The 23,751-nt window shown below is 51.4% G+C and carries 19 protein-coding genes; 11 read left to right on the top strand and 8 right to left on the bottom strand.

What is annotated here, in order from left to right; genetic code table 11:
* Nucleotides 1-16: 16 nt before the first annotated feature.
* The 8 genes from acnB to AC1W8Y_RS00195 form a co-directional block, all read right to left on the bottom strand.
* Nucleotides 17-2,602, bottom strand: coding sequence for a bifunctional aconitate hydratase 2/2-methylisocitrate dehydratase (gene acnB / locus AC1W8Y_RS00230; protein WP_482012447.1), 2,586 nt, complete (start codon nt 2,600-2,602; stop codon nt 17-19).
* A 180-nt stretch (nt 2,603-2,782) separates the two neighbouring features.
* Nucleotides 2,783-3,067 (bottom strand): GNAT family N-acetyltransferase, encoded by a 285-nt coding sequence (locus AC1W8Y_RS00225; protein ID WP_482012446.1) that lies wholly within the window; start codon nt 3,065-3,067, stop codon nt 2,783-2,785.
* Nucleotides 3,064-3,459: a hypothetical protein gene (locus AC1W8Y_RS00220; RefSeq protein WP_482012445.1), complete on the bottom strand. Its 396-nt coding sequence runs from the start codon at nt 3,457-3,459 to the stop codon at nt 3,064-3,066. Before AC1W8Y_RS00220 ends, AC1W8Y_RS00225 begins: the two co-directional genes overlap by 4 nt.
* Nucleotides 3,460-3,492: 33 nt before the next feature.
* Entirely contained in the window at nt 3,493-4,683 is a 1,191-nt protein-coding gene (gene prpF, locus AC1W8Y_RS00215; protein ID WP_482012444.1) for a 2-methylaconitate cis-trans isomerase PrpF, read from the bottom strand.
* A 39-nt stretch (nt 4,684-4,722) separates the two neighbouring features.
* Complete coding sequence (acnD, locus tag AC1W8Y_RS00210; protein ID WP_482012443.1) at nt 4,723-7,317, bottom strand: Fe/S-dependent 2-methylisocitrate dehydratase AcnD; 2,595 nt, start codon at nt 7,315-7,317, stop codon at nt 4,723-4,725.
* Nucleotides 7,318-7,343: 26 nt separating this feature from the next.
* Complete coding sequence (prpC, locus tag AC1W8Y_RS00205) at nt 7,344-8,591, bottom strand: bifunctional 2-methylcitrate synthase/citrate synthase (RefSeq protein WP_482012442.1); 1,248 nt, start codon at nt 8,589-8,591, stop codon at nt 7,344-7,346.
* A gap of 32 nt (nt 8,592-8,623) precedes the next feature.
* Nucleotides 8,624-9,517 carry a methylisocitrate lyase gene (gene prpB / locus AC1W8Y_RS00200; RefSeq protein ID WP_482012441.1) on the bottom strand — a complete coding sequence of 298 codons (894 nt, stop codon included), beginning with the start codon at nt 9,515-9,517 and terminating at the stop codon, nt 8,624-8,626.
* Between the two features lie 61 nt (nt 9,518-9,578).
* The gene (locus AC1W8Y_RS00195; RefSeq protein ID WP_482012440.1) at nt 9,579-10,568 is read right to left on the bottom strand and encodes a malate dehydrogenase; all 990 of its coding nucleotides are present in this window, start codon (nt 10,566-10,568) and stop codon (nt 9,579-9,581) included.
* A 230-nt stretch (nt 10,569-10,798) separates the two neighbouring features.
* Here AC1W8Y_RS00195 and AC1W8Y_RS00190 point away from each other — a divergent pair, with 230 nt between their 5' ends.
* The 11 genes from AC1W8Y_RS00190 (at nt 10,799) to zapE (ending at nt 23,730) form a co-directional block, all read left to right on the top strand.
* Nucleotides 10,799-11,560 carry a GntR family transcriptional regulator gene (locus AC1W8Y_RS00190; protein ID WP_482012439.1) on the top strand — a complete coding sequence of 254 codons (762 nt, stop codon included), beginning with the start codon at nt 10,799-10,801 and terminating at the stop codon, nt 11,558-11,560.
* Between the two features lie 158 nt (nt 11,561-11,718).
* Complete coding sequence (gene sdhC / locus AC1W8Y_RS00185; protein WP_482012438.1) at nt 11,719-12,132, top strand: succinate dehydrogenase, cytochrome b556 subunit; 414 nt, start codon at nt 11,719-11,721, stop codon at nt 12,130-12,132.
* Between the two features lie 3 nt (nt 12,133-12,135).
* A complete protein-coding gene (gene sdhD / locus AC1W8Y_RS00180) occupies nt 12,136-12,519 on the top strand; it encodes a succinate dehydrogenase, hydrophobic membrane anchor protein (RefSeq protein ID WP_482012437.1) in 384 nt (127 codons plus the stop codon).
* Between the two features lie 3 nt (nt 12,520-12,522).
* A complete protein-coding gene (sdhA, locus tag AC1W8Y_RS00175; protein ID WP_482012436.1) occupies nt 12,523-14,301 on the top strand; it encodes a succinate dehydrogenase flavoprotein subunit in 1,779 nt (592 codons plus the stop codon).
* 21 nt (nt 14,302-14,322) lie between these two features.
* Entirely contained in the window at nt 14,323-15,039 is a 717-nt protein-coding gene (locus AC1W8Y_RS00170) for a succinate dehydrogenase iron-sulfur subunit (protein WP_482012435.1), read from the top strand.
* A gap of 13 nt (nt 15,040-15,052) precedes the next feature.
* On the top strand, nt 15,053-15,313 hold the full coding sequence (locus AC1W8Y_RS00165) for a succinate dehydrogenase assembly factor 2 (protein WP_482012434.1): 261 nt from the start codon (nt 15,053-15,055) through the stop codon (nt 15,311-15,313).
* Between the two features lie 21 nt (nt 15,314-15,334).
* On the top strand, nt 15,335-16,633 hold the full coding sequence (locus AC1W8Y_RS00160; protein WP_482012433.1) for a citrate synthase: 1,299 nt from the start codon (nt 15,335-15,337) through the stop codon (nt 16,631-16,633).
* Nucleotides 16,634-16,951: 318 nt separating this feature from the next.
* The gene (locus AC1W8Y_RS00155) at nt 16,952-19,819 is read left to right on the top strand and encodes a 2-oxoglutarate dehydrogenase E1 component (RefSeq protein WP_482012432.1); all 2,868 of its coding nucleotides are present in this window, start codon (nt 16,952-16,954) and stop codon (nt 19,817-19,819) included.
* 40 nt (nt 19,820-19,859) lie between these two features.
* Nucleotides 19,860-21,095: a 2-oxoglutarate dehydrogenase complex dihydrolipoyllysine-residue succinyltransferase gene (gene odhB / locus AC1W8Y_RS00150; RefSeq protein ID WP_482012431.1), complete on the top strand. Its 1,236-nt coding sequence runs from the start codon at nt 19,860-19,862 to the stop codon at nt 21,093-21,095.
* A 12-nt stretch (nt 21,096-21,107) separates the two neighbouring features.
* Nucleotides 21,108-22,535 (top strand): dihydrolipoyl dehydrogenase, encoded by a 1,428-nt coding sequence (gene lpdA, locus AC1W8Y_RS00145; protein ID WP_482012430.1) that lies wholly within the window; start codon nt 21,108-21,110, stop codon nt 22,533-22,535.
* A gap of 103 nt (nt 22,536-22,638) precedes the next feature.
* Entirely contained in the window at nt 22,639-23,730 is a 1,092-nt protein-coding gene (gene zapE / locus AC1W8Y_RS00140) for a cell division protein ZapE (protein WP_482012429.1), read from the top strand.
* Nucleotides 23,731-23,751: the final 21 nt, after the last annotated feature.

The raw sequence follows: 23,751 nt of genomic DNA, 5'->3' as shown, positions 1-23,751 counted from the left end.
GGTGATGGGTGAGCCTTTAAGCGTCGATGGCGTTTGCCACGTCGTTATAGTCGTCGATTTTGTCGAAATTGAGGTACTGATAAATTTTGTCACCATTTTCGGCAATCACACCCATGTCACCCATGTATTCTGCTTTGGTTGGGATCCGGCCCAGTTTTGAGCAGATCGCAGCCAATTCGGCGGAACCCAGGTAGACATTGGTATTTTTGCCCAGACGGTTGGGGAAGTTACGCGTACTCGTTGACATCACCGTCGCACCCTCACGCACTTGGGCTTGATTGCCCATACACAATGAGCAACCTGGCATTTCAGTGCGCGCGCCTGACGCACCGAACACACCGTAGTGACCTTCTTCAGTCAGTTTGGCAGCGTCCATTTTTGTTGGTGGTGCAATCCACAGTTTTACGGGGATATCCCGCTTGCCCTCAAGCAATTTGGAGGTTGCACGGAAGTGGCCAATGTTGGTCATGCAGCTACCGATGAAAACTTCGTCAATTTTTGAGCCAGCAACTTCAGACAACGATTTAACGTCGTCAGGATCGTTCGGGCAGCAAACGATAGGCTCGTGAATTTCAGCGAGATCAATGTCGATCACGGCAGCGTACTCAGCATCTGCGTCTGCTTCTAGCAGTTGTGGATTCGCCAGCCAAGCTTCCATTGCAGCGATGCGGCGTCGAATACTGCGCTCGTCTTCATAGCCACTTGCAATCATCCACTTCAACATGACAATGTTGCTCTGGATGTACTCAATGATGGGCTCTTTATTGAGCTTAATCGTGCAACCAGCAGCTGAACGCTCAGCAGAAGCATCAGATAATTCAAAAGCCTGTTCAGCCTTCAAATCTGGTAAACCTTCGATTTCGAGGATGCGGCCAGAGAAAATATTCTTTTTGTTTTGTTTGTCTACAGTCAGCAACCCGGCTTTTATCGCATACAGGGGGATTGCATGGACTAGATCACGTAAGGTGACGCCTGGTTGCATTTTGCCTTTGAAGCGCACTAGCACTGACTCAGGCATATCCAAAGGCATTACACCTGTGGCTGCAGCAAATGCAACTAACCCCGACCCGGCCGGGAAGCTGATCCCGATAGGAAAGCGAGTGTGTGAATCGCCACCCGTGCCTACCGTGTCAGGCAATAACATACGGTTGAGCCAAGAGTGGATGATGCCATCACCAGGTCGCAACGAAATACCACCACGGTTGCTCATGAAGTCAGGCAGGGTATGGTGTGTTTTGACATCGACAGGTTTTGGATAAGCCGCTGTGTGACAGAAGGACTGCATCACGAGATCGGCTGAGAAGCCTAAACAAGCCAAGTCTTTGAGCTCATCGCGCGTCATTGGGCCAGTCGTATCCTGACTGCCAACTGATGTCATTTTGGGTTCGCAGTAAGTATCAGGGCGAACGCCTTGACCTGCTGGCAGGCCGCATGCACGACCCACCATTTTTTGGGCAAGCGTGAAACCTTTGGTTGATGCGGCTGGCACGTGGGGCAGGCGGAATAAGGTTGAAGGTGGCAAGCCAAGCGCTTCGCGGGCCTTTCCTGTCAACCCTCGACCAACGATCAACGGAATGCGACCACCGGCACGAACCTCATCAAACAATACCTCCGATTTGACCGTGAACTCGGCAATCACCTTGCCGTCTTTCAGTGCTTTACCTTCGTAGGGGCGCAGTTCAACGGTGTCACCCATATTCATTTGCGAGACATCCAGCTCGATCGGCAAGGCACCCGCGTCTTCCATGGTGTTGTAGAAGATCGGTGCAATCTTGCTACCCAGACAGACGCCGCCAAAGCGTTTGTTCGGCACGAAAGGAATATCTTCACCGGTGAACCAGAGCACTGAATTGGTCGCGGATTTACGCGAAGAACCTGTGCCAACCACATCGCCGACGTAAGCAACAAGATTTCCCTTGTTGCGCAAGTTTTCGATGAACTTGATTGGACCGGTTTTGCCAGGCTCTTCAGGTTCAATGCCGGGGCGGGGGTTTTTCAACATGGCCAAGGCATGCAGCGGGATGTCTGGGCGACTCCAGGCGTCTGGCGCAGGCGATAAATCGTCGGTATTGGTTTCGCCAGTGACTTTAAAGATCGTGATGGTCAAACTTTGTGGCACTTCAGGGCGGCTGGTAAACCACTCGGCATCAGCCCAGCTCTGCATCACTGATTTGGCATTGGCGTTGCCGTGATCCGCTTTTTCTTTGACATCATGAAAGGCATCAAACATCAGCAAGGTCTTTTTGAGGCCTGCAGCAGCGACTTGCCCAACTTCAGCATCATCCAGCAATTGCACCATCGGCCCAATGTTGTAGCCACCCAGCATGGTACCTAAAAGCTCAGTTGCCTTCGCTCGCGAGATCAGGGCACACTTTTCGCTACCAAGCGCGACTGCTGCCAAATAGGATGCTTTTACTTTTGCTGCATCGTCAACACCGGCAGGGACCCGATGCGTCAGCAACTCAACCAGCGCCTCACCCTCGCCCGCTGGAGGCGACTTCAGCAGTTCGATCAGATCAGCCGTTTGCTGAGCAGACAGCGGCAGTGGGGGGATACCAAGTGCGGCACGTTCAGCGACGTGTTGACGATAGGCTTGGAGCATGATGACGCCTTTTAAAAAAGGAGGTGGTGAACAGGAAGAGTAATCGCAATAACAGCAAAAATAATAACTTGATTGTAGTCTCTGATCGGCATCTCATCAAGGTCTTATATCTTATATAAGACTTGGTTTTGACGATGATCCAATGAAATAATCAATCCAACGTTTTAAGTCAGGTGCTGATCATTGTCGCTTTAACGTCAGGTCTGCAAACGCAGGGTGCCGACGCAGATACGTAGCGACGTAAGAACAGGCAGGTATGACCTTCCAACCCTCGCGCATTGCCGTCTCAAGACTGAATTGCGTCAGCGCGGCGGCAATACCGCGTCCTGCTACTGCGTCTGGCACGCCCGTATGTACAAAAGTGGCTACATTATCGTCGAGCAAATACGTTAGCACGCATAGGTGACCGTCAACCGTTGTACTGAAACAGTGGTTTTGTAAGTCATGTGTGATAGGGAAGCTCATCGAGCACCTGCACTCATCAAGAGCACCCAAAGTGTGACCATGATTGGTGTCCCGATAAAGCAACTTGCCCATAAGCCCATAATCGGCCACTTGACGTCCATCGGCACTGACTTGGGGTCGACGTGCGCCAGCAAGTGGTTTGAGTTGGCGGCAAGCCAAACGTTCGATGTCGGGAAGGTAAGTCTGATGAAGTAATCGAGCAATATTTCAGTCCGGATATTGAGAGGGTATTGCCCATAAGCGCGATCGTTGAGATAGGGATGTTTCAAAAGGCGGTTAGCCTTTTTTATTTTGAACAGCAGCAGGTAGGCGCCTGACACGAAAAACGCGAACGCGCAGGCGATAAACAGGCTAAACGTAACAACAAGTGCCGCGGGAATGGTAGGTGACATGTAGGCTCGGGTAATAAAGAGGATCAATAGCGATCAGATGATATTACCTGGCACTCTCACCCAGCCTTCCATCAACACACGAGCACTTCGACTCATGATCGCTTTGGTGACTGTCCATTCGCCTGCAGTCTGATTGGCTTGTGCACCAACGCGAAGGGTGCCCGATGGGTGTCCAAACCGAACTGACTCAAGATAACCACCACCGGCCGCCAAGTTCACGAGCGTACCTGGTATTGCGGCGGCTGTACCGATGGCGACAGCGGCGGTTCCCATCATTGCGTGATGCAGCTTACCCATCGACATTGCCCTGACCAAAACGTTGACGTCGTTCGCAGCGATTTTTTTTCCGCTGGACGAAACGTAGTCAGTTGGTTTGGCGACGAAAGCAACTTTTGGGGTGTGCTGGCGCGTAACCGCTTCGCTGATATCGGAAATCAACCCCATTCGCACTGCACCATAGGCTCGAATCGTTTCGAACATGGCCAGCGCTTTTGGGTCGCCATTAATATCGTCCTGAAGCTCTGTGCCACGATAACCAATATCTTGTGCATTGACGAAAATGGTGGGAATCCCTGCGTTGATCATGGTCGCCTTGAAAGTCCCCAAGCCCGGCACCTCTAGCAGATCGACGACATTGCCGGTTGGAAACATCGATCCACCATCACCCTCGTCGTCCGCAGCGGGATCCATAAACTCAAGCTGAATTTCGGCCGCTGGGAAAGTCACCCCATCCAATTCGAAATCACCTGTCTCCTGCACCGCACCATCAGTCATTGGGACATGTGCAATGATGGTTTTGCCGATGTTTGCCTGCCAGATTCGCACGGTCGCCACACCGTTCTGGGGGATCCTGTCAGCGGCAACCAAACCATTGCTGATGCCAAAGGGCCCGACAGCGGCTGACAGATTGCCGCAGTTGCCGCTCCAATCGACAAATGGCTTGTCGATAGACACTTGCCCGAAAAGATAATCGATATCGTGATCGGGCTGCGTGCTTTTAGACAAGATGACCGTTTTACTGGTACTCGAAGTCGCACCGCCCATTCCATCCGTTTGTTTACCATAGGGATCGGGGCTGCCAATCACTCTCAACAACAAGGCGTCGCGGGCCAATCCAGGCACTTGCGCCGCAACCGGCAAATCCTCAAGTTTGAAAAATACCCCTTTACTGGTACCTCCGCGGATGTAGGTTGCGGGTACTTTGATTTGAGGTGCAAATGTCATCGTCTCTTCTCCGGTTTCTTGCAGTTGAGTCAATTCTTGTTAGGCTGAGGCACTTGACTCAAGAAAATCCTGCGCAAATCGCTGCAACACCCCACCCGCCTCGTAGATAGAGACTTCTTCTGCAGTATCGAGACGGCAGGTAACAGGGACGTCAACACGTTCGCCATTTTTGCGGGTGATGCGCAACAGCAAAGTAGCCAGCGGGGTTCGTTCACCAATGACGTCGTACACCTCGGTACCGTCGATGTTCAAGGTTTTACGGTTCACGCCGGGCTTGAACTCAAGCGGTAAAACACCCATGCCAACAAGATTTGTCCGGTGAATGCGTTCGAAACCCTGAGCAGCGATCGCTTCAACGCCCGCAAGTCTGACCCCTTTCGCGGCCCAATCTCTTGATGAACCTTGCCCGTAGTCTTCGCCTGCAATAATGATGAGGGGTTGTTTGCGATCCATATAGGTCTCAATGGCTTCCCACATACGGGTGACTTGACCTTCTGGCTCGATACGGGTGAGCGAGCCTTGCTTTACCTGGCCATCAATCACCGCCATTTCATTGATCAACTTAGGGTTAGCAAAGGTCGCCCGTTGAGCAGTGAGATGATCACCTCGATGGGTCGCGTAAGAATTGAAGTCTTCTTCTGGCAGGCCCATTTTTGCCAAATACTCACCCGCTGCACTGTCAAGCATGATGGCGTTTGAGGGCGACAGGTGATCGGTAGTGATGTTGTCACCAAGTACTGCTAACGGCCGCATCCCCGCGAGTGCACGAGTCCCTGCCAATGCTCCCTCCCAGTAAGGGGGGCGTCTGATGTAAGTACTCTGCGGACGCCAATCGTAAAGCGGGCTCAGCTTCTCTGTGGATGCCACGGTCGCGGCGAACATGGGCTCATATACTTTTCGGAACTGAGCCGGTTTGACGCTAGACGCCACTATCGCGTCAATCTCTTCGTCGGTAGGCCAGATATCTTTGAGCAAGACAGGCTTGCCCTCAAGGTCGAGTCCCAGGACATCTTTCTCAATATCAAAGCGAATAGTGCCAGCAATTGCGTAGGCCACGACCAGTGGAGGTGAAGCCAGAAACGCTTGCTTCGCATAAGGATGAATCCGTCCATCAAAATTTCGATTGCCTGATAAAACGGCAGTGGCATAAAGATCGCGATCGATGATTTCTTGTTGAATGACGGAATCCAATGCCCCGCTCATTCCGTTACACGTTGTGCACGCAAAGGCAACAATGCCGAATCCCAATTTTTGTAATTCAGCCATGAGCTTGGCTTCTTCGAGATATAGCTCAACCGTCTTGGATCCCGGCGCGAGCGAGCTCTTCACCCAAGGCTTACGCGTTAGGCCTTTGGCATTTGCGTTGCGCGCAAGTAGCCCCGCCGCGATGACGTTGCGCGGATTACTTGTATTGGTGCAGCTGGTGATTGCCGCGATGATCACAGCGCCATCCGGCATTTTTCCAGCTTCGTTCTCAACGATTCCAGAGATGCCTTGGGCAGCAAGATCCGAGGTCGCAACCCGGCGATGTGGGTTCGACGGCCCAGCAATGTTTCGGACCACCGTAGACAAATCAAAGTGCAGCACGCGCTCGTATTTGGCGGCTTTCAAACTATCAGCCCAAAGCCCTGTCTGCTTAGCATAGGTCTCCACCAATTTGACCTGCGCATCCTCACGGCCGGTCAAGGTGAGATAGTCGATCGTTTGTTGGTCAATGTAGAACATGGCAGCGGTAGCGCCATATTCAGGGGTCATATTGGAGATCGTTGCACGATCCCCGAGGGTTAACTGAGCAACACCTTCACCATAAAATTCTAGATAGGCTGACACCACTTTTTGATGGCGAAGAAACTCTGTCAAGGCGAGCACGAGATCAGTTGCCGTCATGCTCGGTTGTACTTTACCGGTAAGTTCAACCCCAATAATGTCGGGTAGTCGCATCCAGGAGGCACGGCCCAGCATGACAGATTCGGCTTCAAGGCCGCCGACACCAATGGCGATGACACCTAACGCATCCACATGTGGCGTATGACTGTCTGTGCCTACCAGCGTATCCGGGAAGGCAACCCCATCACGCGCGTGCACGACGGGCGACATCCGCTCAAGGTTGATCTGATGCATGATGCCATTGCCAGGCGGAATGACATCCACGTTTTTAAATGTCTTCTTAGTCCAATTGATGAAGTGAAAACGATCTTCGTTTCGTCGGTCTTCAATCGCCCGATTTTTTTCAAAGGCGTCTGGATCAAAACCACCGCATTCGACCGCGAGCGAGTGATCGACGATAAGTTGAGTCGGTACCACCGGATTCACCAACGCAGGATCACCGCCCTGCGCGGCAATAGCGTCACGCAGGCCAGCTAAGTCTACTAACGCGGTTTGTCCAAGAATGTCATGACAAACGACTCTCGCCGGAAACCACGGAAAATCCAAATCCCGCTTTCGCTCAATGAGCTGCTTTAAAGACGCCGTCAGCGAGGCCGGATCACAACGGCGCACGAGATTTTCTGCCAAAACACGGGAGGTGTACGGCAGGGTATCGTAAGCACCTGGCTGGATCGCGTCAATCGCTGCTCGCGCGTCGAAGTAATCGAGATGGGTGCCAGGTAGCGGCTTGCGGTTTTCTGTGTTCATGTCTTCTTGCTTATCTGCTTAATGGCTTATTTGCGCTTGGCGAGCGGGATAAACGTCTGATTCTCAGGGCCTGTGTAGTTTGCAGCTGGCCTGATAATCTTGTTATCTATCCGTTGTTCAATAATGTGAGCCGACCACCCCGCCGTGCGCGCAATGACGAACAGTGGCGTAAACATTGCCGTTGGCACGCCCATGACGTGATAGGACACGGCCGAGAACCAGTCGAGGTTCGCGAACATTTTCTTCGCATCCCACATGACTGCCTCAAGACGATCAGCAATGTCATACATTTTGGTCGAACCCGCCGTTTTCGATAAACGATGTGCTACAGCTTTGATGACATGATTGCGTGGATCTGAGATTGTATAAACCGGATGGCCGAATCCAATGACGACTTCTTTTGCTTCAACGCGGGCACGGATATCTGCTTCAGCTTCATCGGGTGTTTCGTAACGCTTTTGCACTTCGAAGGCGACTTCGTTAGCGCCGCCATGTTTAGGGCCTCGTAAGGCACCAATACCGCCCGTTATTGCCGAATACATATCAGAGCCAGTGCCTGCAATCACGCGGCAGGTGAACGTAGACGCATTGAATTCATGTTCTGCATAAAGAATCAATGAGGTGTGCATCGCACGAACCCATTCGTCGCTTGGGCTTTCGCCGTGCAACAGGTGTAGAAAGTGGCCACCAATACTTTCATCGTCGGTCTCGACATTGATAATGCGACCGTTATGGCTGTAGTGATACCAATAGAGCAAGGCAGAGCCAAGGCTAGCCATCAGTCGATCCGCAATGTCGCGAGCACCAGGGACGTTGTGATCCTCTTTTTCGGGGATGGTGCATCCAAGCACCGACGCCGCAGTGCGCATCACGTCCATCGGATGGCTGGCTGCTGGCAGTGACTCGAGTACAGCTTGCAAATTGGCCGGTAAACCACGCAAGGACTTGAGTTTCTTTTTGTATGCGGCCAATTCCGCTTTATTCGGCAGCTTTCCGTGAATCAGCAAATGAGCAATTTCTTCGAATTCGCAGCTGTCCGCAAAATCCAAGATGTCATAGCCCCGGTAGTGCAAGTCGTTGCCGCTGCGCCCAACAGTGCAGAGTGCCGTGTTGCCCGCCGTCACGCCCGACAGGGCAACTGACTTCTTCGGCTTAAACGCTGGCGCCGCTTGTTCGGCTGCCTCTGGCGCTGCTGTCTTAAGTACCGTTGACTTTGCGACTTCAGTGCCTGCTGCCGCTGCTTTTTTGGCCGGACTGGTTTTTGCTTTAGCCATTATGATGACTCCTGATATTAGGTTTGCGAAGATTATTTGACTTTGCCAGCGGCAAACAACTTGTCAATTTTGCTTTCAAATTCGTGATATCCGATGCGGTCGTACAGCTCATCGCGCGTCTGCATCATGTCGATCACGCTTCTTTGGTGACCATCGCGACGTACAGCCTCATAAACGGCTTCTGCGGCTTTATTACAGGCTCTGAAAGCGGACAAAGGGTTTAGCACCATGTCAACGCCCGTAGGCTTTAGGTCGGCGACGCTAAACAGAGGGGTCTTACCAAATTCGGTAATGTTGGCGAGGACAGGCACATTCACGGCACGGCGAAATTTTTCAAACGTCTCTAGGTCATATGCGGCTTCAGGGAAAATTGCATCCGCCCCGGCTTGCACGCACGCGATCGCTCGTTCAATGGCAAGATCAACACCCTCGGTCGCAATTGAATCGGTTCGGGCGATGATGTAAAAACTGTCATCGGTACGCGCGTCCGTCGCTGCCTTGACGCGATCAGCCATCTCTTGCAAAGAAACGATTTCTTTGCCTGGACGATGTCCGCAGCGCTTGGCGCCTACTTGGTCCTCGATGTGAAAACCAGCAGCCCCAAATTTGATCAGACTCTTTGTCGTTCGCGCGATATTGAAGGCCGATGGCCCAAATCCGGTGTCAACGTCGACAATCAGCGGTAGGTCACAGACATCGGTGATACGGCGTACATCGGTCAACACATCATCGAGCGTGTTGATGCCAAGATCTGGCAACCCGAGTGAACCCGCAGCGACACCACCGCCAGAGAGGTAAATCGCTTTGAAGCCAGCGCGCTTGGCAAGCAGTGCATGATGAGCGTTTAACGCGCCGATGATCTGTAGTGGCTTCTCTTCGATGAGCGCCTGACGAAAACGCTGGCCCGCAGTGACGATGGTTGACATGTAAGTCCTCTTCTTTATAGATAAAAAAATGGACCTGATCACAGGCCCATTTTGCTGAAATTTACTTCAGTAAGTCTGCAACGCCGTCGCGCTCTTCAAGCAGTTCTTTGAGTGTTAAATCCATGCGCTCACGCGAGTATGCATCGATTTCTAGACCAGTAACGCGATGATATTCGCCACCTTCGCAGGTAACCGGAACGCCATACATGATGCCTTCAGGAATGCCATAGGTGCCGTCTGAAGGAATCCCCATGGTGACCCACTTGCCGTTTGTACCGAGCACCCAGTCGTGGATGTGATCGATCGCAGCATTCGCAGCAGAGGCGGCAGATGACAAACCACGCGCCTCGATGATGGCAGCGCCACGCTTACCCACGGTTGGTAAGAACGTTTCGCGGTTCCAGGCTTCGTCATTGATGATGGCAGGCACGCTTTGGCCGCCAATCGTAGCGAAACGATAGTCTGGGTACATGGTGGGCGAGTGATTGCCCCAAACGGCGAGTTTTTGAATCTCTGCCACAGGCTTTGCCATCTTCGTCGCGAGTTGCGACAAGGCGCGATTGTGATCCAGGCGTAGCATTGCCGTGAAATTTTTGGCTGGCAAATCCGGTGCGGATTTCATCGCGATATACGCATTCGTGTTCGCTGGGTTGCCAACGACTAGTACTTTTACATTGCGGCTGGCAACTTGGTTCAGTGCTTTACCCTGTGCAGTAAAAATTTGCGCATTAATTGTCAGCAAATCTTTGCGTTCCATGCCTGGGCCACGAGGACGTGACCCAACCAGCAGAGCAATTTCAACACCTTTGAATGCTTCTAGTGGGTCGCTATGCGCAGTCATCGATTGCAATAGTGGGAAAGCGCAATCGTCGAGTTCCATCATGACGCCTTTCAGCGCTTTTTGAGCTTTTTCATCGGGGATCTCAAGTAGCTGCAAAATCACAGGCTGATCTTTACCAAGCATCTCGCCAGATGCAATACGGAACAGCAAGGCGTAACCAATCTGGCCGGCGGCACCGGTGACCGCAACGCGGATGGCGGGTTTAGACATAACAATCTCCGAGAGGACTCTATTGAAGGAAATGCAAATTATTGAACGGCAAGTTTAGCGTTTTTATCTGCGTGCGCTCGTTTATTGGTGCGTGCTTGAAATTGGATAGCATCTTAGGGTAAACGGAGTTGGTCGTCAAATAATCTTATATCTTATATAAGACATAAGATCAATGGACGATATAGCGCTTGTGTGCCAAAATACGGCTACTTGTATCCAAGATGGTGCCTATGTCCGATACTGATCGTCCACGAGCGGCAAGCAAGTCGAAAGCGACTGCAGCTTTTAGCCCTTTGTATCAGCAAATCAAGGCGATGCTGGTTCAGGCACTTGATGATGGCGAATGGAAGCCTGGCGAAGCCATCCCCAGCGAAATTGAGCTTGCGGCTCGGTTTCAGGTGAGCCAAGGTACCGTTCGTAAGGCGGTCGACGAACTAGCCGCAGATCACCTTTTAGTGAGACGCCAAGGTCGGGGCACGTTCGTTGCCACTCATCACGAGGCCAAAATTCGGTTCCGGTTTTTACGTTTGGCGCCCAACAGTGGTGAGCAGCAACCTCCTCAGAGCAAAATCATGAGTTGCCGGCGGCAGCGAGCCAATGCCGAGATGGCTCGTTCTCTCGGGTTGAAGGCGGGTGATCCCCTGATTGCCATCCGTCGGGTCCTCTCGTTTGCCGGCAAAGCAGCGGTGGTTGACGATATTTTTTTGCCCGCTGCGCTGTTCAATGGTTTGTCAGCAGATATTCTCACATCTTATGTAGGGCCTTTGTATGGGCTTCTTGAGTCAAAATTCGGGGTAAGCATGGTGCGGGCAGACGAAAAACTGACCGCCGTGGCAGGTGAGAGCGAGTTCTGTGAGCTGCTGGGCGTCAAAGTTCAAACTCCTTTATTAAGAGTCGACCGAATTTCGTATACTTACGCCGATCGACCAGTCGAGCTTAGAACTGGTCATTATCTTACTGATCATTATTACTACCGAAATAGCTTGATTTAGGTGCTTGTGTGGGGTGATTCGGCGCTTAATCTAGACCAAAGGGTGTGTATTTGAGATAGAAAGTGGCTTTTCTTAGGTTCGTCTTGTACCGAGGTTGTATATCGGCGAGAATATAGTGGTTTCCCCCTAGTGTAAAAAACGCTCACATTGAGGTCGTTATGTCAGATAAAGCGCAAAAACCGCGCCCGCAGTTCAAAAATATCAGTGTCCCCCAGATACTTTTTGCTTATCGGCTCCCGTTAGCCGGCAAGGTGTCGATTCTGCACCGCGTGAGCGGCGCATTGTTGTTTCTCGCTTTGCCTGTGTTGATCGGTTTATTCGCGATGAGCTTTACCTCTGAAGCAGGGTACAACGTGATTTCGGCAGCGACAAGCTACGTCATCGTCAAACTGATTCTCTTGGCGTTCATCTGGGGTTATCTCCATCATTTCTGTGCCGGCATTCGCTACCTGGTGCTTGACCTGCATATTGGTATGGACAAGCATTCAGCTCAAAAAAGCGCTGGCATTGTGATGGGGGTAAGTTTGGGCCTCACCTTTGTTTTTGCGCTCAAACTATTCGGAGCTTGGTAAATCATGGCACTTACAGAAAAAATTGGTACGAAACGCCTAGTTGTCGGTGCACATTACGGCACATTCGAATATTTGGCACAGCGGGTTACCGCCATCATCATGGCGGTCTACACCTTAGTCTTGTTGGTCGGTATTTTGACCATGTCCGGTTTCACGTACCAAGGCTGGCATGGCCTTTTTACCTTTACCGTCCTGATGATGCCCATCGGTCAGATACTGGCATCACTCACCATGATGTCGCTCGCATGGCACGCCTGGATCGGTGTTCGTGATATCTGGATGGATTACGTAGGCAACGTAGGTGTGCGTTTGTTTCTGATGGTCATGACCTTGCTCTGGCTTGTTGGTTCAGTCGTGTACTTCATTAATATCCTCTGGAGAAACTAAGCCGTGGTCGCTATCAACTCTTCTATTCCGCGCCGCCAGTTTGATGTGGTGGTCGTGGGTGCCGGCGGTGCTGGCATGCGCTGCTCGCTCCAGCTCGCCAACGCAGGCCTGTCTGTTGCTGTTCTGTCAAAAGTGTTTCCAACTCGTTCACACACGGTCGCCGCCCAAGGGGGGATAGGTGCATCGCTTGGCAACATGAGCGAAGACAAATGGCTGTGGCATATGTATGACACCGTCAAAGGCTCCGATTGGCTTGGTGATCAAGACGCCATCGAATTTATGTGCCGCGAAGCACCTAACGCCGTGTATGAGCTTGAGCATTTCGGTATGCCCTTCGACAGAAATCCCGACGGTACGATTTATCAGCGTCCGTTTGGTGGTCACAGTGCCAACTTTGGCGAAAAGCCGGTGCAACGCGCCTGTGCTGCTGCCGACCGTACTGGTCATGCATTGCTTCATACGTTATACCAACGCAACGTCGCCTCACGTACGCAGTTCTTTGTCGAATGGATGGCACTTGACCTGCTACGCAACGAAGCGGGTGATGTGTTGGGCGTTACTGCCCTCGAGATGGAAACCGGTGAAATCTTCATTTTTGAAGCCAAAACCACCGTAATCGCCACGGGTGGTGCTGGTCGCATTTGGGCCGCATCAACCAATGCCTTTATCAATACGGGCGACGGCATGGGTATGGCGGCACGTGCCGGTATCCCCATGATGGACATGGAGTTCTGGCAGTTTCACCCAACCGGTGTCGCTGGTGCTGGCGTTCTGATTACTGAAGGTGTGAGAGGTGAGGGCGGTATCCTGCTGAACAAGGATGGCGAGCGCTTCATGGAGCGTTATGCGCCAACCATGAAAGATCTCGCGCCACGTGATTTCATCTCCCGCTGTATGGATCAAGAGATTAAAGAAGGCCGCGGTTGTGGTCCAGAGGGCGCTTATGTCCATCTGAAACTGGATCACCTTGGCGCTGACGTTATCAACAAGCGCTTGCCTTCTATTCTTGAAATTGGTCACAAGTTTGCTAACGTTGACGCGACGAAAGAGCCTATTCCTGTTGTTCCAACCATCCATTATCAGATGGGTGGCATCCCGACCAACATTAATGGTCAGGTGACAACTTGGGCGAACGGTGAACTAAGTGTCGTGAACGGCCTTTACGCCATCGGAGAATGTTCGGCAACATCGGTTCACGGGGCCAATCGGTTGGGCACAAATTCGTTGCTAGATCTGATTGTGTTCGGTCGGGCTGCGGGCAATCACATTGTGAACGCTCATCCAGAGAAACAGCATCATCACCAGCCATTGCCACAAGCGTCTGTTGATTTTTCACTGGCGCGGGTCGATGCACTCGAGTCAAGAAAGGACGGTGAAAAAACTCAAGCCGTCGGTAACGAGATTCGAAATGCGATGCAGAAGCACTGTGGTGTGTTCCGCACGATCGCTTCGCTCAAAGAAGGCGTGACTAAAATTGATGCGTTGGCAGATAAGGTCGATAACATCGCTTTCAAAGACAAATCGAAAGTATTTAATACCGCACGTATTGAAGCCCTTGAGCTGTCGAACATGATCGAAGTCGCCCGCTCGACGATTCACTCTGCCGCTGCTCGCACTGAGAGCCGAGGCGCACATGCGCTTGACGATCATCCTGAGCGCGACGATGAAAACTGGATCAAGCACACGTTGTGGTACTCGGACGGTAATCGCTTGGACTACAAGCCTGTGAACTTGAAACCGCTGACGGTTGAAAGTTTCCCGCCCAAAGTACGTACCTTCTAAGACAGCATCGGGATAATTATCATGAGCACAAAGCGCATTGTTAAGTTTGAAATTTATCGCTACGATCCTGACAAGGACGAGCGTCCCTATATGCAAAAGCTCGAAGTTGAGCTGCAACCGACAGACAAGATGTTGCTTGACGCGTTGCAACGCATCAAGCTGGATGTGGATGATTCGTTGACGTTACGCCGCTCTTGCCGCGAGGGCGTCTGTGGCTCTGATGCGATGAACATCAATGGCAAGAATGGCTTGGCTTGTACCACTAACATGCTCGAACTGAAAGAGCCTGTTGTGCTTCGCCCATTGCCTGGGTTGCCAGTGATTCGTGACCTGGTCGTCGACATGACGCACTTCTTCAACCAATACCATTCAATTCATCCCTACCTGATTAACGACACGCCACCGCCAGAAAAAGAGCGCTTGCAATCGCCTGAGGCTCGCGAAGAGTTAGATGGTTTGTATGAGTGCATCTTGTGCGCTTGCTGTTCGACATCGTGCCCTTCATTTTGGTGGAATCCCGATAAGTTCGTCGGGCCCGCTGGCTTATTGCAAGCCTATCGTTTCATCGCAGATAGCCGTGATCAAGCCACAGGTGAGCGTCTCGATAACTTAGAAGATCCGTATCGGTTGTTCCGTTGTCACACCATCATGAATTGCGTTGATGTTTGTCCCAAGGGGTTAAATCCCTCGAAGGCGATCGGTAAAATCAAAGAGATGTTGGTTCGTCGCACGGTTTAACAGGATATACACTTTGACCAGTCTGACGGATTTAGACAGAACAAGGCTACGTTGGAGATCCCGGCGTGGCCTGTTGGAAAACGATCTGATTTTCACCGAGTATCTTGATGCATATCAGGATACGCTGACTGATGAAGACGTGGGCGCCTTGACGCAGTTGTTCGAGTTAGGTGACAACGAACTACTCGACTTGTTGCTTGGAAGGCTAGAACCGACTGGCGCACTCGACCGTAAACCAGTTCACGATGTGTTAAGTCAAATTCGTAAGCTCTAATTACAACTACAGGAAAAGTAGATGAAACTCGCAGATAACAAAGCCACGCTCTCGTTCTCGGACGGATCTCCGTCGGTAGAATTTCCGATGTACGACGGTACAGTGGGCCCCCAAGTCATTGATATCCGCAAGTTATACGGTCAAACAGGCAAGTTCACCTATGACCCCGGTTTTTTGTCTACGGCAGCCTGCGCGTCGAGCATTACCTATATCGATGGCGACAAGGGTGAATTGCTGTACCGCGGCTATCCGATCGAACAGTTGGCCGTCAACTGCGATTTCATGGATATTTGTTATCTGATTTTGAACGGCGACTTGCCTGACCAGAAAGAAAAACTTGCTTTTGATGACCTCATTACCCATCACACGATGGTCAATGAGCAAATGCACTTTTTTATGCGTGGGTTTCGTCGTGATGCGCACCCCATGGCTGTGCTGACTGGCTTGGTCAGTGCCATGTCTGCGTTTTATCATGATTCGACTGACATTACCGACGAGTACAGCCGTCACGTGTCAGCAATCCGCATGATTGCCAAGATGCCAACCCTGGTTGCCATGGCCTATAAGTACTCGCAAGGCCAGCCATTCATTTATCCACAAAATAATCTGTCGTATACCGGTAATTTCTTGCGGATGATGTTTGCCACGCCCTGCGAAGAGTATGTCGTCAATCCTGTGGTTGAGCGTGCGTTGGATCGGATTTTTATTCTTCACGCCGATCATGAGCAAAACGCATCGACCTCGACCGTTCGTTTGTGTGGCTCTTCGGGTACTAACCCTTTCGCAGCGATTGCGGCGGGTGTTGCTTGCCTGTGGGGGCCGGCTCACGGTGGTGCGAATGAAGCTTGCTTGAATATGCTGGAAGAGATTCAGGCGAAGGGCGGTATGTCTTACGTCGGCCAGTTCATGGAGCAAGTCAAAGACAAAAACTCAGGTGTTCGCCTGATGGGTTTTGGCCATCGTGTTTACAAAAACTACGATCCGCGTGCCAAATTGATGCAGCAGACATGTAAAGAAGTGCTTGCTTCACTTGGCTTGGAAAACGATCCTTTGTTCAAACTTGCGATGGAAGTCGAGCGTATCGCGCTTGAAGACCAGTACTTTGTGGATCGCAAGTTGTATCCAAACGTAGACTTCTATTCTGGTATTGTGCAGCGGGCAATCGGTGTTCCAACAGCACTTTTCACTGCTATTTTTGCGCTTGCCCGCACGGTTGGCTGGATCGCTCAATGGAACGAAATGATTTCTGATCCAGAGTACAAGATTGGTCGTCCACGGCAGTTGTTTGTAGGTTCAACTGAGCGTGATGTGAAGCGTTGATCGACGCCAGATCATAAATAAATGCCGCTGATAGCGGCATTTTTTTTTGAACTTTTCGAATTAAAGCGTTTCTAACGGTACTCATGTTGCAGTGCGGTATGTTGCGCCGTCGCGATTAACAATGAATCAAAATCACGGCCGAAAGAGGCGAAATAAAACGAACGTAATTTTGTATGTAAAAGGTTATACTTCGTTGCCGGCTTTTAAGGCTCCTTTAAACTGCCTTCTGCCTCGCTATCCGCGAATTGGTTTAGCCAAGTAAACGGAAGGTATCCCTGCATCGTAACGAGTGAAGCACTCGACAAGGTGAAGCGTCATATGTCAACGCAATTAGAATTCCTGCAAAACTCCTACCTCTTTGGGGGCAATGCACCATACGTAGAAGAACTCTACGAGTCGTATCTGGATAATCCAGGTTCAGTGCCAGAAAACTGGCGCAATTACTTTGACCAGTTGCAGCACATGCCTGCGACCGATGGCAAAGAAGCTACCCGCGACCAAGCGCACGCCCCTGTCGTAGAGTCTTTCGCGCAGCGCGCCAAGGCCAACGCCTTTGTGCAGCGCGGGGGTGAGCCAGACCTCGCCGTGGCGATGAAGCAAGTGCACGTCCAGAGCCTGATTGCAGCGTATCGCTCGCTCGGCTCACGTTGGGCAGACCTTGATCCGCTTAAGCGTCAAGATCGCCCCTCTATACAAGAACTTGACCCTGCTTTCTACGGGCTAACAGAAGCCGATTTAGATCAAACGTTTTCGGCAACCAACACCCACTTTACGTCCGCGACGACCATGACGTTGCGTGACATTCTCAAATGTTTGCGTGATACGTATTGCCGTTCTGTTGGCGCCGAATTCATGCACATTTCCGATCCAGGTATCAAGCGTTGGATCGTTGAGCGTCTTGAACCTGCACGTAGCGCACCCGAAGTGTCGTCAGAGCACAAGCGTCATTTGTTACAGCAACTGACTGAGGCTGAAGGCCTTGAGCGTTATCTGCATACAAAGTATGTCGGTCAAAAGCGGTTTTCGCTAGAAGGTGGCGAGAGCTTGATCGTTGCGATGGATGAACTCGTCAACCACGGTGGTAATTCTGGTGTCCAGGAAATCGTTGTCGGCATGGCTCATCGTGGCCGGCTCAACGTGCTGGTCAATATCATGGGTAAGATGCCAGGTGACCTGTTTGCCGAATTCGAAGGTAAACACACAGAAGGGTTGATCGATGGCGATGTGAAATACCATAACGGTTTTTCAAGTGATTTATCGACCCCAGGCGGCCCAGTTCATTTGTCATTAGCCTTCAATCCGTCTCACCTTGAAATTGTTAACCCAGTTGTTGAAGGCAGCGTACGTGCACGACAAGAGCGTCGGGGTGCAGCGGGTCATCGTCAAGTCTTGCCGGTGCTAGTCCACGGCGATGCTGCCTTTGCCGGCCAAGGTGTCGTCATGGAGACCTTGAACCTCGCTGAAACGCGTGGTTATGGTACGGGTGGTACGGTTCATTTAGTGGTGAACAATCAAATTGGCTTCACCACCTCCGATCCACGCGACACCCGTTCGACGATTTATTGTACCGACGTCTCTAAAATGATTGAGGCCCCGGTGTTTCACGTCAATGGTGACGACCCTGAAGCCGTCGCCTTTGTCACGCGCCTGGCGTTAGATTTCAGAATGCAGTTTGGCCGTGATGTGGTGGTCGATATTGTTTGCTTCCGCAAACTGGGTCATAACGAACAAGATACGCCGTCGTTAACTCAACCGTTAATGTACAAACGCATCGGCACCCACCCCGGTACTCGTAAGTTTTATGCTGACAAGTTGACCGCGCAGGGCGTGCTAAAAGAGGGAGAGGGCGATCAGCTTGTGAAAGACTATCGCCAGTATATGGAAGATGGTAAGCACACCATTGAGCCTGTGCTCACCGACTATAAGAGTAAGTTTGCGATTGACTGGTCGCCTTTCCTGACAGCGAAATGGACGGACCAGGCTGATACTGGCGTACCACTTGCTGAACTGAAACGGATCGGTGAAAAGCTCACCCAGATACCAGAGGGCTTTACGCCACACCAACTGGTCTCCAAGTTACTTAACGATCGCCGCAACATGGCTCGTGGCGAATTGAATCTGGATTGGGGAATGGGCGAGCATCTTGCTTTTGCCTCCTTGGTTTCGTCAGGCTTTTCAGTTCGCATCACGGGCCAAGATTCAGGGCGCGGTACTTTTGTGCATCGCCATGCTGTTTTGCATGATCAGAATCGTGAACGCTGGGACGACGGTACTTACATCCCTTTGCAAAATGTGTCGGCAGGTCAGGCTCCGTTCGTGGTGATTGACTCGGTACTGTCAGAAGAGGCCGTGTTGGGCTTTGAATACGGCTATTCGTGTGCAGACCCCAATACGTTGACCATATGGGAAGCTCAGTTCGGCGACTTCGTCAATGGCGCACAGGTGGTGATCGATCAGTTTATCGTCGCTGGTGAAGCGAAGTGGGGCCGTCAAAGTGGATTGACCATGATGCTGCCGCACGGCTACGAAGGTCAAGGTCCAGAACATTCATCTGCACGTATTGAGCGGTTCTTGCAATTGTGTGCCGACAATAATATTCAAGCCGTTCAGCCCACGAGTGCGGCGCAGATTTTCCACTTGCTTCGTCGTCAGATGATTCGCAAGTTCCGTAAACCGCTGGTCATTTTTACGCCGAAATCTTTACTTCGTAATAAGGACGCTAGTTCGCCGCTATCAGACCTGACCAAAGGTGGTTTCCAATCCATCATCGGTGAAGTAGATGAGACCGTGAATGCTGCCAATGTCAAACGCGTGCTGGTCTGCTCAGGCAAGGTTTATTACGATCTGGTCAACGGCCGTCGCGAGCGTGAAAACAAGACCACAGCCATTATTCGGATTGAGCAACTCTACCCATTTGCGCACAAGACCTTTGAGACTGAGCTGAAAAAGTATCCTAAGGCGACAGAAGTCGTCTGGGTACAAGATGAGCCGCAGAATCAAGGCCCTTGGTATTACGTCCAACATCACCTGTTTGAAAATATGAGCGAAGGGCAAAAGCTTGGTTACTCGGGCAGGGCTGCATCAGCCTCACCTGCTGCTGGATACATGGCCAAGCATCAAGAGCAGCAGAAAGCGCTGGTAGAGCAGGCGTTTGGCAAGTTCAAGAGCTTTGCCTTGACTAAATAATCTTACAAACTATCGTTAAAAAAAATACGGAAATCACATAATGGCTATCACCGACGTTGTCGTCCCGCAATTGTCCGAATCGGTTTCAGAAGCAACCCTGATGACCTGGAAGAAAAAACCAGGCGATGCGATCACTGCTGACGAAATTCTGATTGAAATCGAAACCGATAAAGTTGTCATGGAGGTCCCTGCGCCTGCTTCTGGCGTATTGGCTGAGATTGTTAAAGCTGACGGCAGTATGGTTACTTCAGGCGAACTGCTCGCCAAGATTGACACTGAGGGTAAAGCCTCGGCAGCTGCATCTGCAGCGGCTGCGGCACCTGCAGCGGCTGCGCTTGCTGCGCCCGCTGCGCCCGCTGCGCCCGCTGCGACAGCCTCAGCGATTGCCTCTCCCTCAGCCGCTAAAATTTTGGCGGAAAAAGGGATTTCTGCTGACGGTGTTGACGGTACCGGCCGTGGTGGTCGAGTGACAAAAGGTGATGCCATGGCAGCTGGATCTGCACCATCCGCTACGCCTGCCACCAAGGCTGCACCCCTGGTCAACCCGGTCATGCCAATGGGGCAATCATTGGATGGTCGCCCTGAACAACGCGTGCCAATGAGCCGTTTACGTGCTCGTGTGGCCGAACGACTGCTTCAGTCGCAACAAGACAACGCCATTCTGACGACGTTCAATGAAGTCAACATGAAGGCTGTCATCGATCTGCGTAATCAGTACAAGGACAAGTTTGAGAAAGAGCACGGCGTGAAACTCGGGTTCATGTCGTTCTTCGTGAAGGCCGCTGTGGCCGCGCTCAAGCGTTACCCAGTCGTCAATGCCTCAGTTGACGGTAAAGACATCATCTATCACGGATACTTCGACATTGGTATCGCAGTGGGCAGCCCCCGCGGATTGGTTGTGCCTATCCTGCGTAACGCAGACCAAATGACCATTGCCGACATTGAAAAAACGATTGCTGACTTCGGCAAACGCGCATCCGAAGGCAAACTTGGCATTGAAGAAATGACTGGCGGCACCTTCTCGATCTCAAACGGCGGTGTGTTTGGTTCGATGCTCTCCACGCCGATCATTAATCCACCTCAGTCGGCAATCTTAGGTGTCCATGCGACGAAAGATCGTCCGGTCGTCGAAAACGGTCAAATCGTGATCCGTCCGATCAATTACCTGGCACTGTCATACGATCATCGCATCATTGACGGACGCGAGGCTGTGCTTGCGCTGGTCGCGATGAAAGATGCGCTTGAAGATCCGCAGCGCATGTTGCTCGAAATTTAATACGAGATTTTTATGTCAAATCAATTTGATGTGGTAGTGATTGGTGCCGGCCCTGGGGGCTACATTGCTGCGATTCGTGCCGCCCAACTAGGTAAATCGGTCGCGTGTATTGATGCGTGGCAGAACGGTAGTGGTGGCCCTGCGCCCGGTGGTACCTGCACTAACGTGGGTTGTATACCGTCAAAAGCGTTGTTGCAGTCCTCTGAGCATTTCGATCAAGCCAATCATCACTTCGCCGAACATGGCATCGAAGTCAGTGGCGTTTCTCTCAAACTAGAGACGATGATTGGTCGTAAAAATAACGTCGTGAAGCAAAACAATGACGGTATTTTGTATCTGTTCAAGAAAAATAAAATTACCTTCTTTCATGGCAAAGGCGCGTTTAATGGCCAGGTAGACGGTAAGTGGGCAATCAAAGTGAGCGGCACGACTGACGCTGACTTGACCGCAACGCACGTCATTATTGCCACCGGTTCATCAGCACGCGAATTACCCGGGTTGCCGTTTGACGAACAGCAGATATTATCCAATGATGGGGCCTTGAATATTGGGGCAGTACCAAAAACACTGGGTGTCATTGGCGCTGGTGTGATTGGGCTCGAGATGGGCAGTGTTTGGCGCCGTCTGGGTGCAGAAGTCACCATCTTGGAAGCGATGCCCGAGTTCCTGGCAGCGGTCGACACCCAAGTTGCAAAAGAAGCCCACAAATTGTTTACCAAGCAAGGCTTGAAGATCAACATGGGCGTCAAAATCGGTGAGATCAAAAAGACGGCCAAGCAGGTTACCGTGCCGTACATTGATGCGGCTGGGGCAGAACAAAAGCTAGTCGTTGACAAACTGATTGTGTCGATTGGTCGCGTACCCTATACCGGCGGCTTGAATGTCGAGTCAGTCGGATTGAAGCTCGACCAACGGGGTTTCGTGGAAGTTGACGGTGATTGCAAAACCAATTTGGCCAACGTCTGGGCCGTCGGGGATGTGGTGCGAGGCCCGATGCTGGCTCACAAGGCCGAAGAAGAGGGTGTCGCTGTTGCTGAACGTATTGCGGGTCAGCATGGTCACGTTAATTTCAACACGATTCCTTGGGTCATCTACACCTCGCCAGAAATCGCTTGGGTCGGTCAAACCGAGCAGCAATTGAAAGCGGCTGGGCATGAATACAAGTCTGGCAGTTTTCCGTTTTTGGCCAATGGTCGCGCGCGAGCACTGGGTGACACGACGGGCTTCGTTAAGATTTTGGCGGATGCCAAGACTGACGAGGTACTGGGGGTTCATATCATCGGACCGATGGCGTCTGAGTTGATCGCCGAGGCGGTCACCATCATGGAATTCCGCGGGGCAGCTGAAGATATCGCCCGTATCTGTCACGCACACCCAACGTTGTCCGAGTCAATGAAAGAAGCGGCTTTGGCCGTTGATAAGCGCACGCTTAACTTCTGATTTGAGTGAGTTTGATCAAAGGTCTGGCTAGGCATCATCGCTTACCCAGGCCTTTGTTTTTCTGCTCGTTGAACACGAGTGTTTCTGATGTTGGCCCACGCGTATGAATGTCGTTGAATACTACGAAAACGTCTTAAAAGAACGCGGTTATCAATCTGATGCAGCTCAGTTGGCTGCGGTAGAACGCTTGCAAACCTATTACGATGACTGGATCGCTTTTAAGTCCAAGCGATCGAATGCCTTTAAAAAGTTGGTATCTAGGCCCGATGTCCCTAAGGGGGTTTATCTTTGGGGCGGTGTGGGGCGGGGTAAAAGCTTTTTGATGGATGCCTTTTACGCTAATGTTCCGGTAGATCGTAAGACCCGCTTGCACTTCCATGAGTTCATGCGAAGTGTGCATCGACAGTTGGACGAAGTAAAAGGGACACAAGATCCACTGGATGAAGTGGCAAAACGTCTGGCCAAGAGCTATCGGCTGATTTGTTTCGATGAGTTCCACGTCTCGGACGTTGCAGATGCAATGATTTTGCATCGCTTGCTATTAAAACTGTTTGAAAACGGTGTGTCTTTCATCATGACCTCCAATTACGAACCGTCCACACTGTATCCCGACGGTTTACACCGTGACCGTATTTTGCCAGCGATCGATTTGATCAAAGGCAAAATGGATGTCCTAAACGTGGATGCAGGCATCGACTACCGTCGCCGCACATTAGAGCAGGTCAAGTGCTATCACACCCCGTTGAATGCAGAGGCAGAAAACGCGTTAAGCGATACGTTTAACCAACTCGCGGACACCGCGCCGATCGATCCCGTGTTATTGATCGAACATAGAGAGATCCGTGCCAAACAACTGGCAGGGTCTGTCGTGTGGTTTGATTTTGCGACGCTATGTGGTGGGCCGAGATCACAAAATGATTATCTTGAGCTCGCAAGCCGTTTTCACGCGGTGATCTTGTCTGGCGTGCCCATCATGGGGCCGAGACAGGCATCAGAAGCCCGCCGCTTTACATGGTTGATTGACGTATTTTACGATCACAAAATCAAGTTGATCATGTCTGCAGCAGGCGAGCCCGAGGCGCTTTACACGACTGGCCCGATGGCCAATGAGTTTCATCGTACCGTGTCGCGTATTCTCGAAATGCAATCTAAAGAATATCTCGAGTCTGAGCGCCGTGATACTGTCAATCTTTAAACTCACCAATCAACATCGCTT

The organism is Jezberella sp., assembly GCF_964834465.1.
Note: the sequence above shows the minus strand (reverse complement) of the source record. Positions and strands in the feature narration are given on the sequence as shown.

Bases quoted from the DNA above. Each gene is read 5' to 3' on its own strand.
- AC1W8Y_RS00160 (WP_482012433.1), top strand. From the start codon at position 15,335: ATGAAACTCGCAGATAACAAAGCCACGCTCTCGTTCTCGGACGGATCT.
- AC1W8Y_RS00170 (WP_482012435.1), top strand. From the start codon at position 14,323: ATGAGCACAAAGCGCATTGTTAAGTTTGAAATTTATCGCTACGATCCT.
- lpdA (WP_482012430.1), top strand. From the start codon at position 21,108: ATGTCAAATCAATTTGATGTGGTAGTGATTGGTGCCGGCCCTGGGGGC.
- AC1W8Y_RS00190 (WP_482012439.1), top strand. From the start codon at position 10,799: ATGTCCGATACTGATCGTCCACGAGCGGCAAGCAAGTCGAAAGCGACT.
- AC1W8Y_RS00220 (WP_482012445.1), bottom strand. From the start codon at position 3,459: ATGTCACCTACCATTCCCGCGGCACTTGTTGTTACGTTTAGCCTGTTT.
- prpB (WP_482012441.1), bottom strand. From the start codon at position 9,517: ATGTCAACCATCGTCACTGCGGGCCAGCGTTTTCGTCAGGCGCTCATC.
- odhB (WP_482012431.1), top strand. From the start codon at position 19,860: ATGGCTATCACCGACGTTGTCGTCCCGCAATTGTCCGAATCGGTTTCA.
- prpC (WP_482012442.1), bottom strand. From the start codon at position 8,591: ATGGCTAAAGCAAAAACCAGTCCGGCCAAAAAAGCAGCGGCAGCAGGC.
- acnD (WP_482012443.1), bottom strand. From the start codon at position 7,317: ATGAACACAGAAAACCGCAAGCCGCTACCTGGCACCCATCTCGATTAC.
- zapE (WP_482012429.1), top strand. From the start codon at position 22,639: ATGAATGTCGTTGAATACTACGAAAACGTCTTAAAAGAACGCGGTTAT.
- AC1W8Y_RS00155 (WP_482012432.1), top strand. From the start codon at position 16,952: ATGTCAACGCAATTAGAATTCCTGCAAAACTCCTACCTCTTTGGGGGC.
- AC1W8Y_RS00195 (WP_482012440.1), bottom strand. From the start codon at position 10,568: ATGTCTAAACCCGCCATCCGCGTTGCGGTCACCGGTGCCGCCGGCCAG.
- acnB (WP_482012447.1), bottom strand. From the start codon at position 2,602: ATGCTCCAAGCCTATCGTCAACACGTCGCTGAACGTGCCGCACTTGGT.
- sdhC (WP_482012438.1), top strand. From the start codon at position 11,719: ATGTCAGATAAAGCGCAAAAACCGCGCCCGCAGTTCAAAAATATCAGT.
- prpF (WP_482012444.1), bottom strand. From the start codon at position 4,683: ATGACATTTGCACCTCAAATCAAAGTACCCGCAACCTACATCCGCGGA.
- AC1W8Y_RS00225 (WP_482012446.1), bottom strand. From the start codon at position 3,067: ATGAGCTTCCCTATCACACATGACTTACAAAACCACTGTTTCAGTACA.
- sdhD (WP_482012437.1), top strand. From the start codon at position 12,136: ATGGCACTTACAGAAAAAATTGGTACGAAACGCCTAGTTGTCGGTGCA.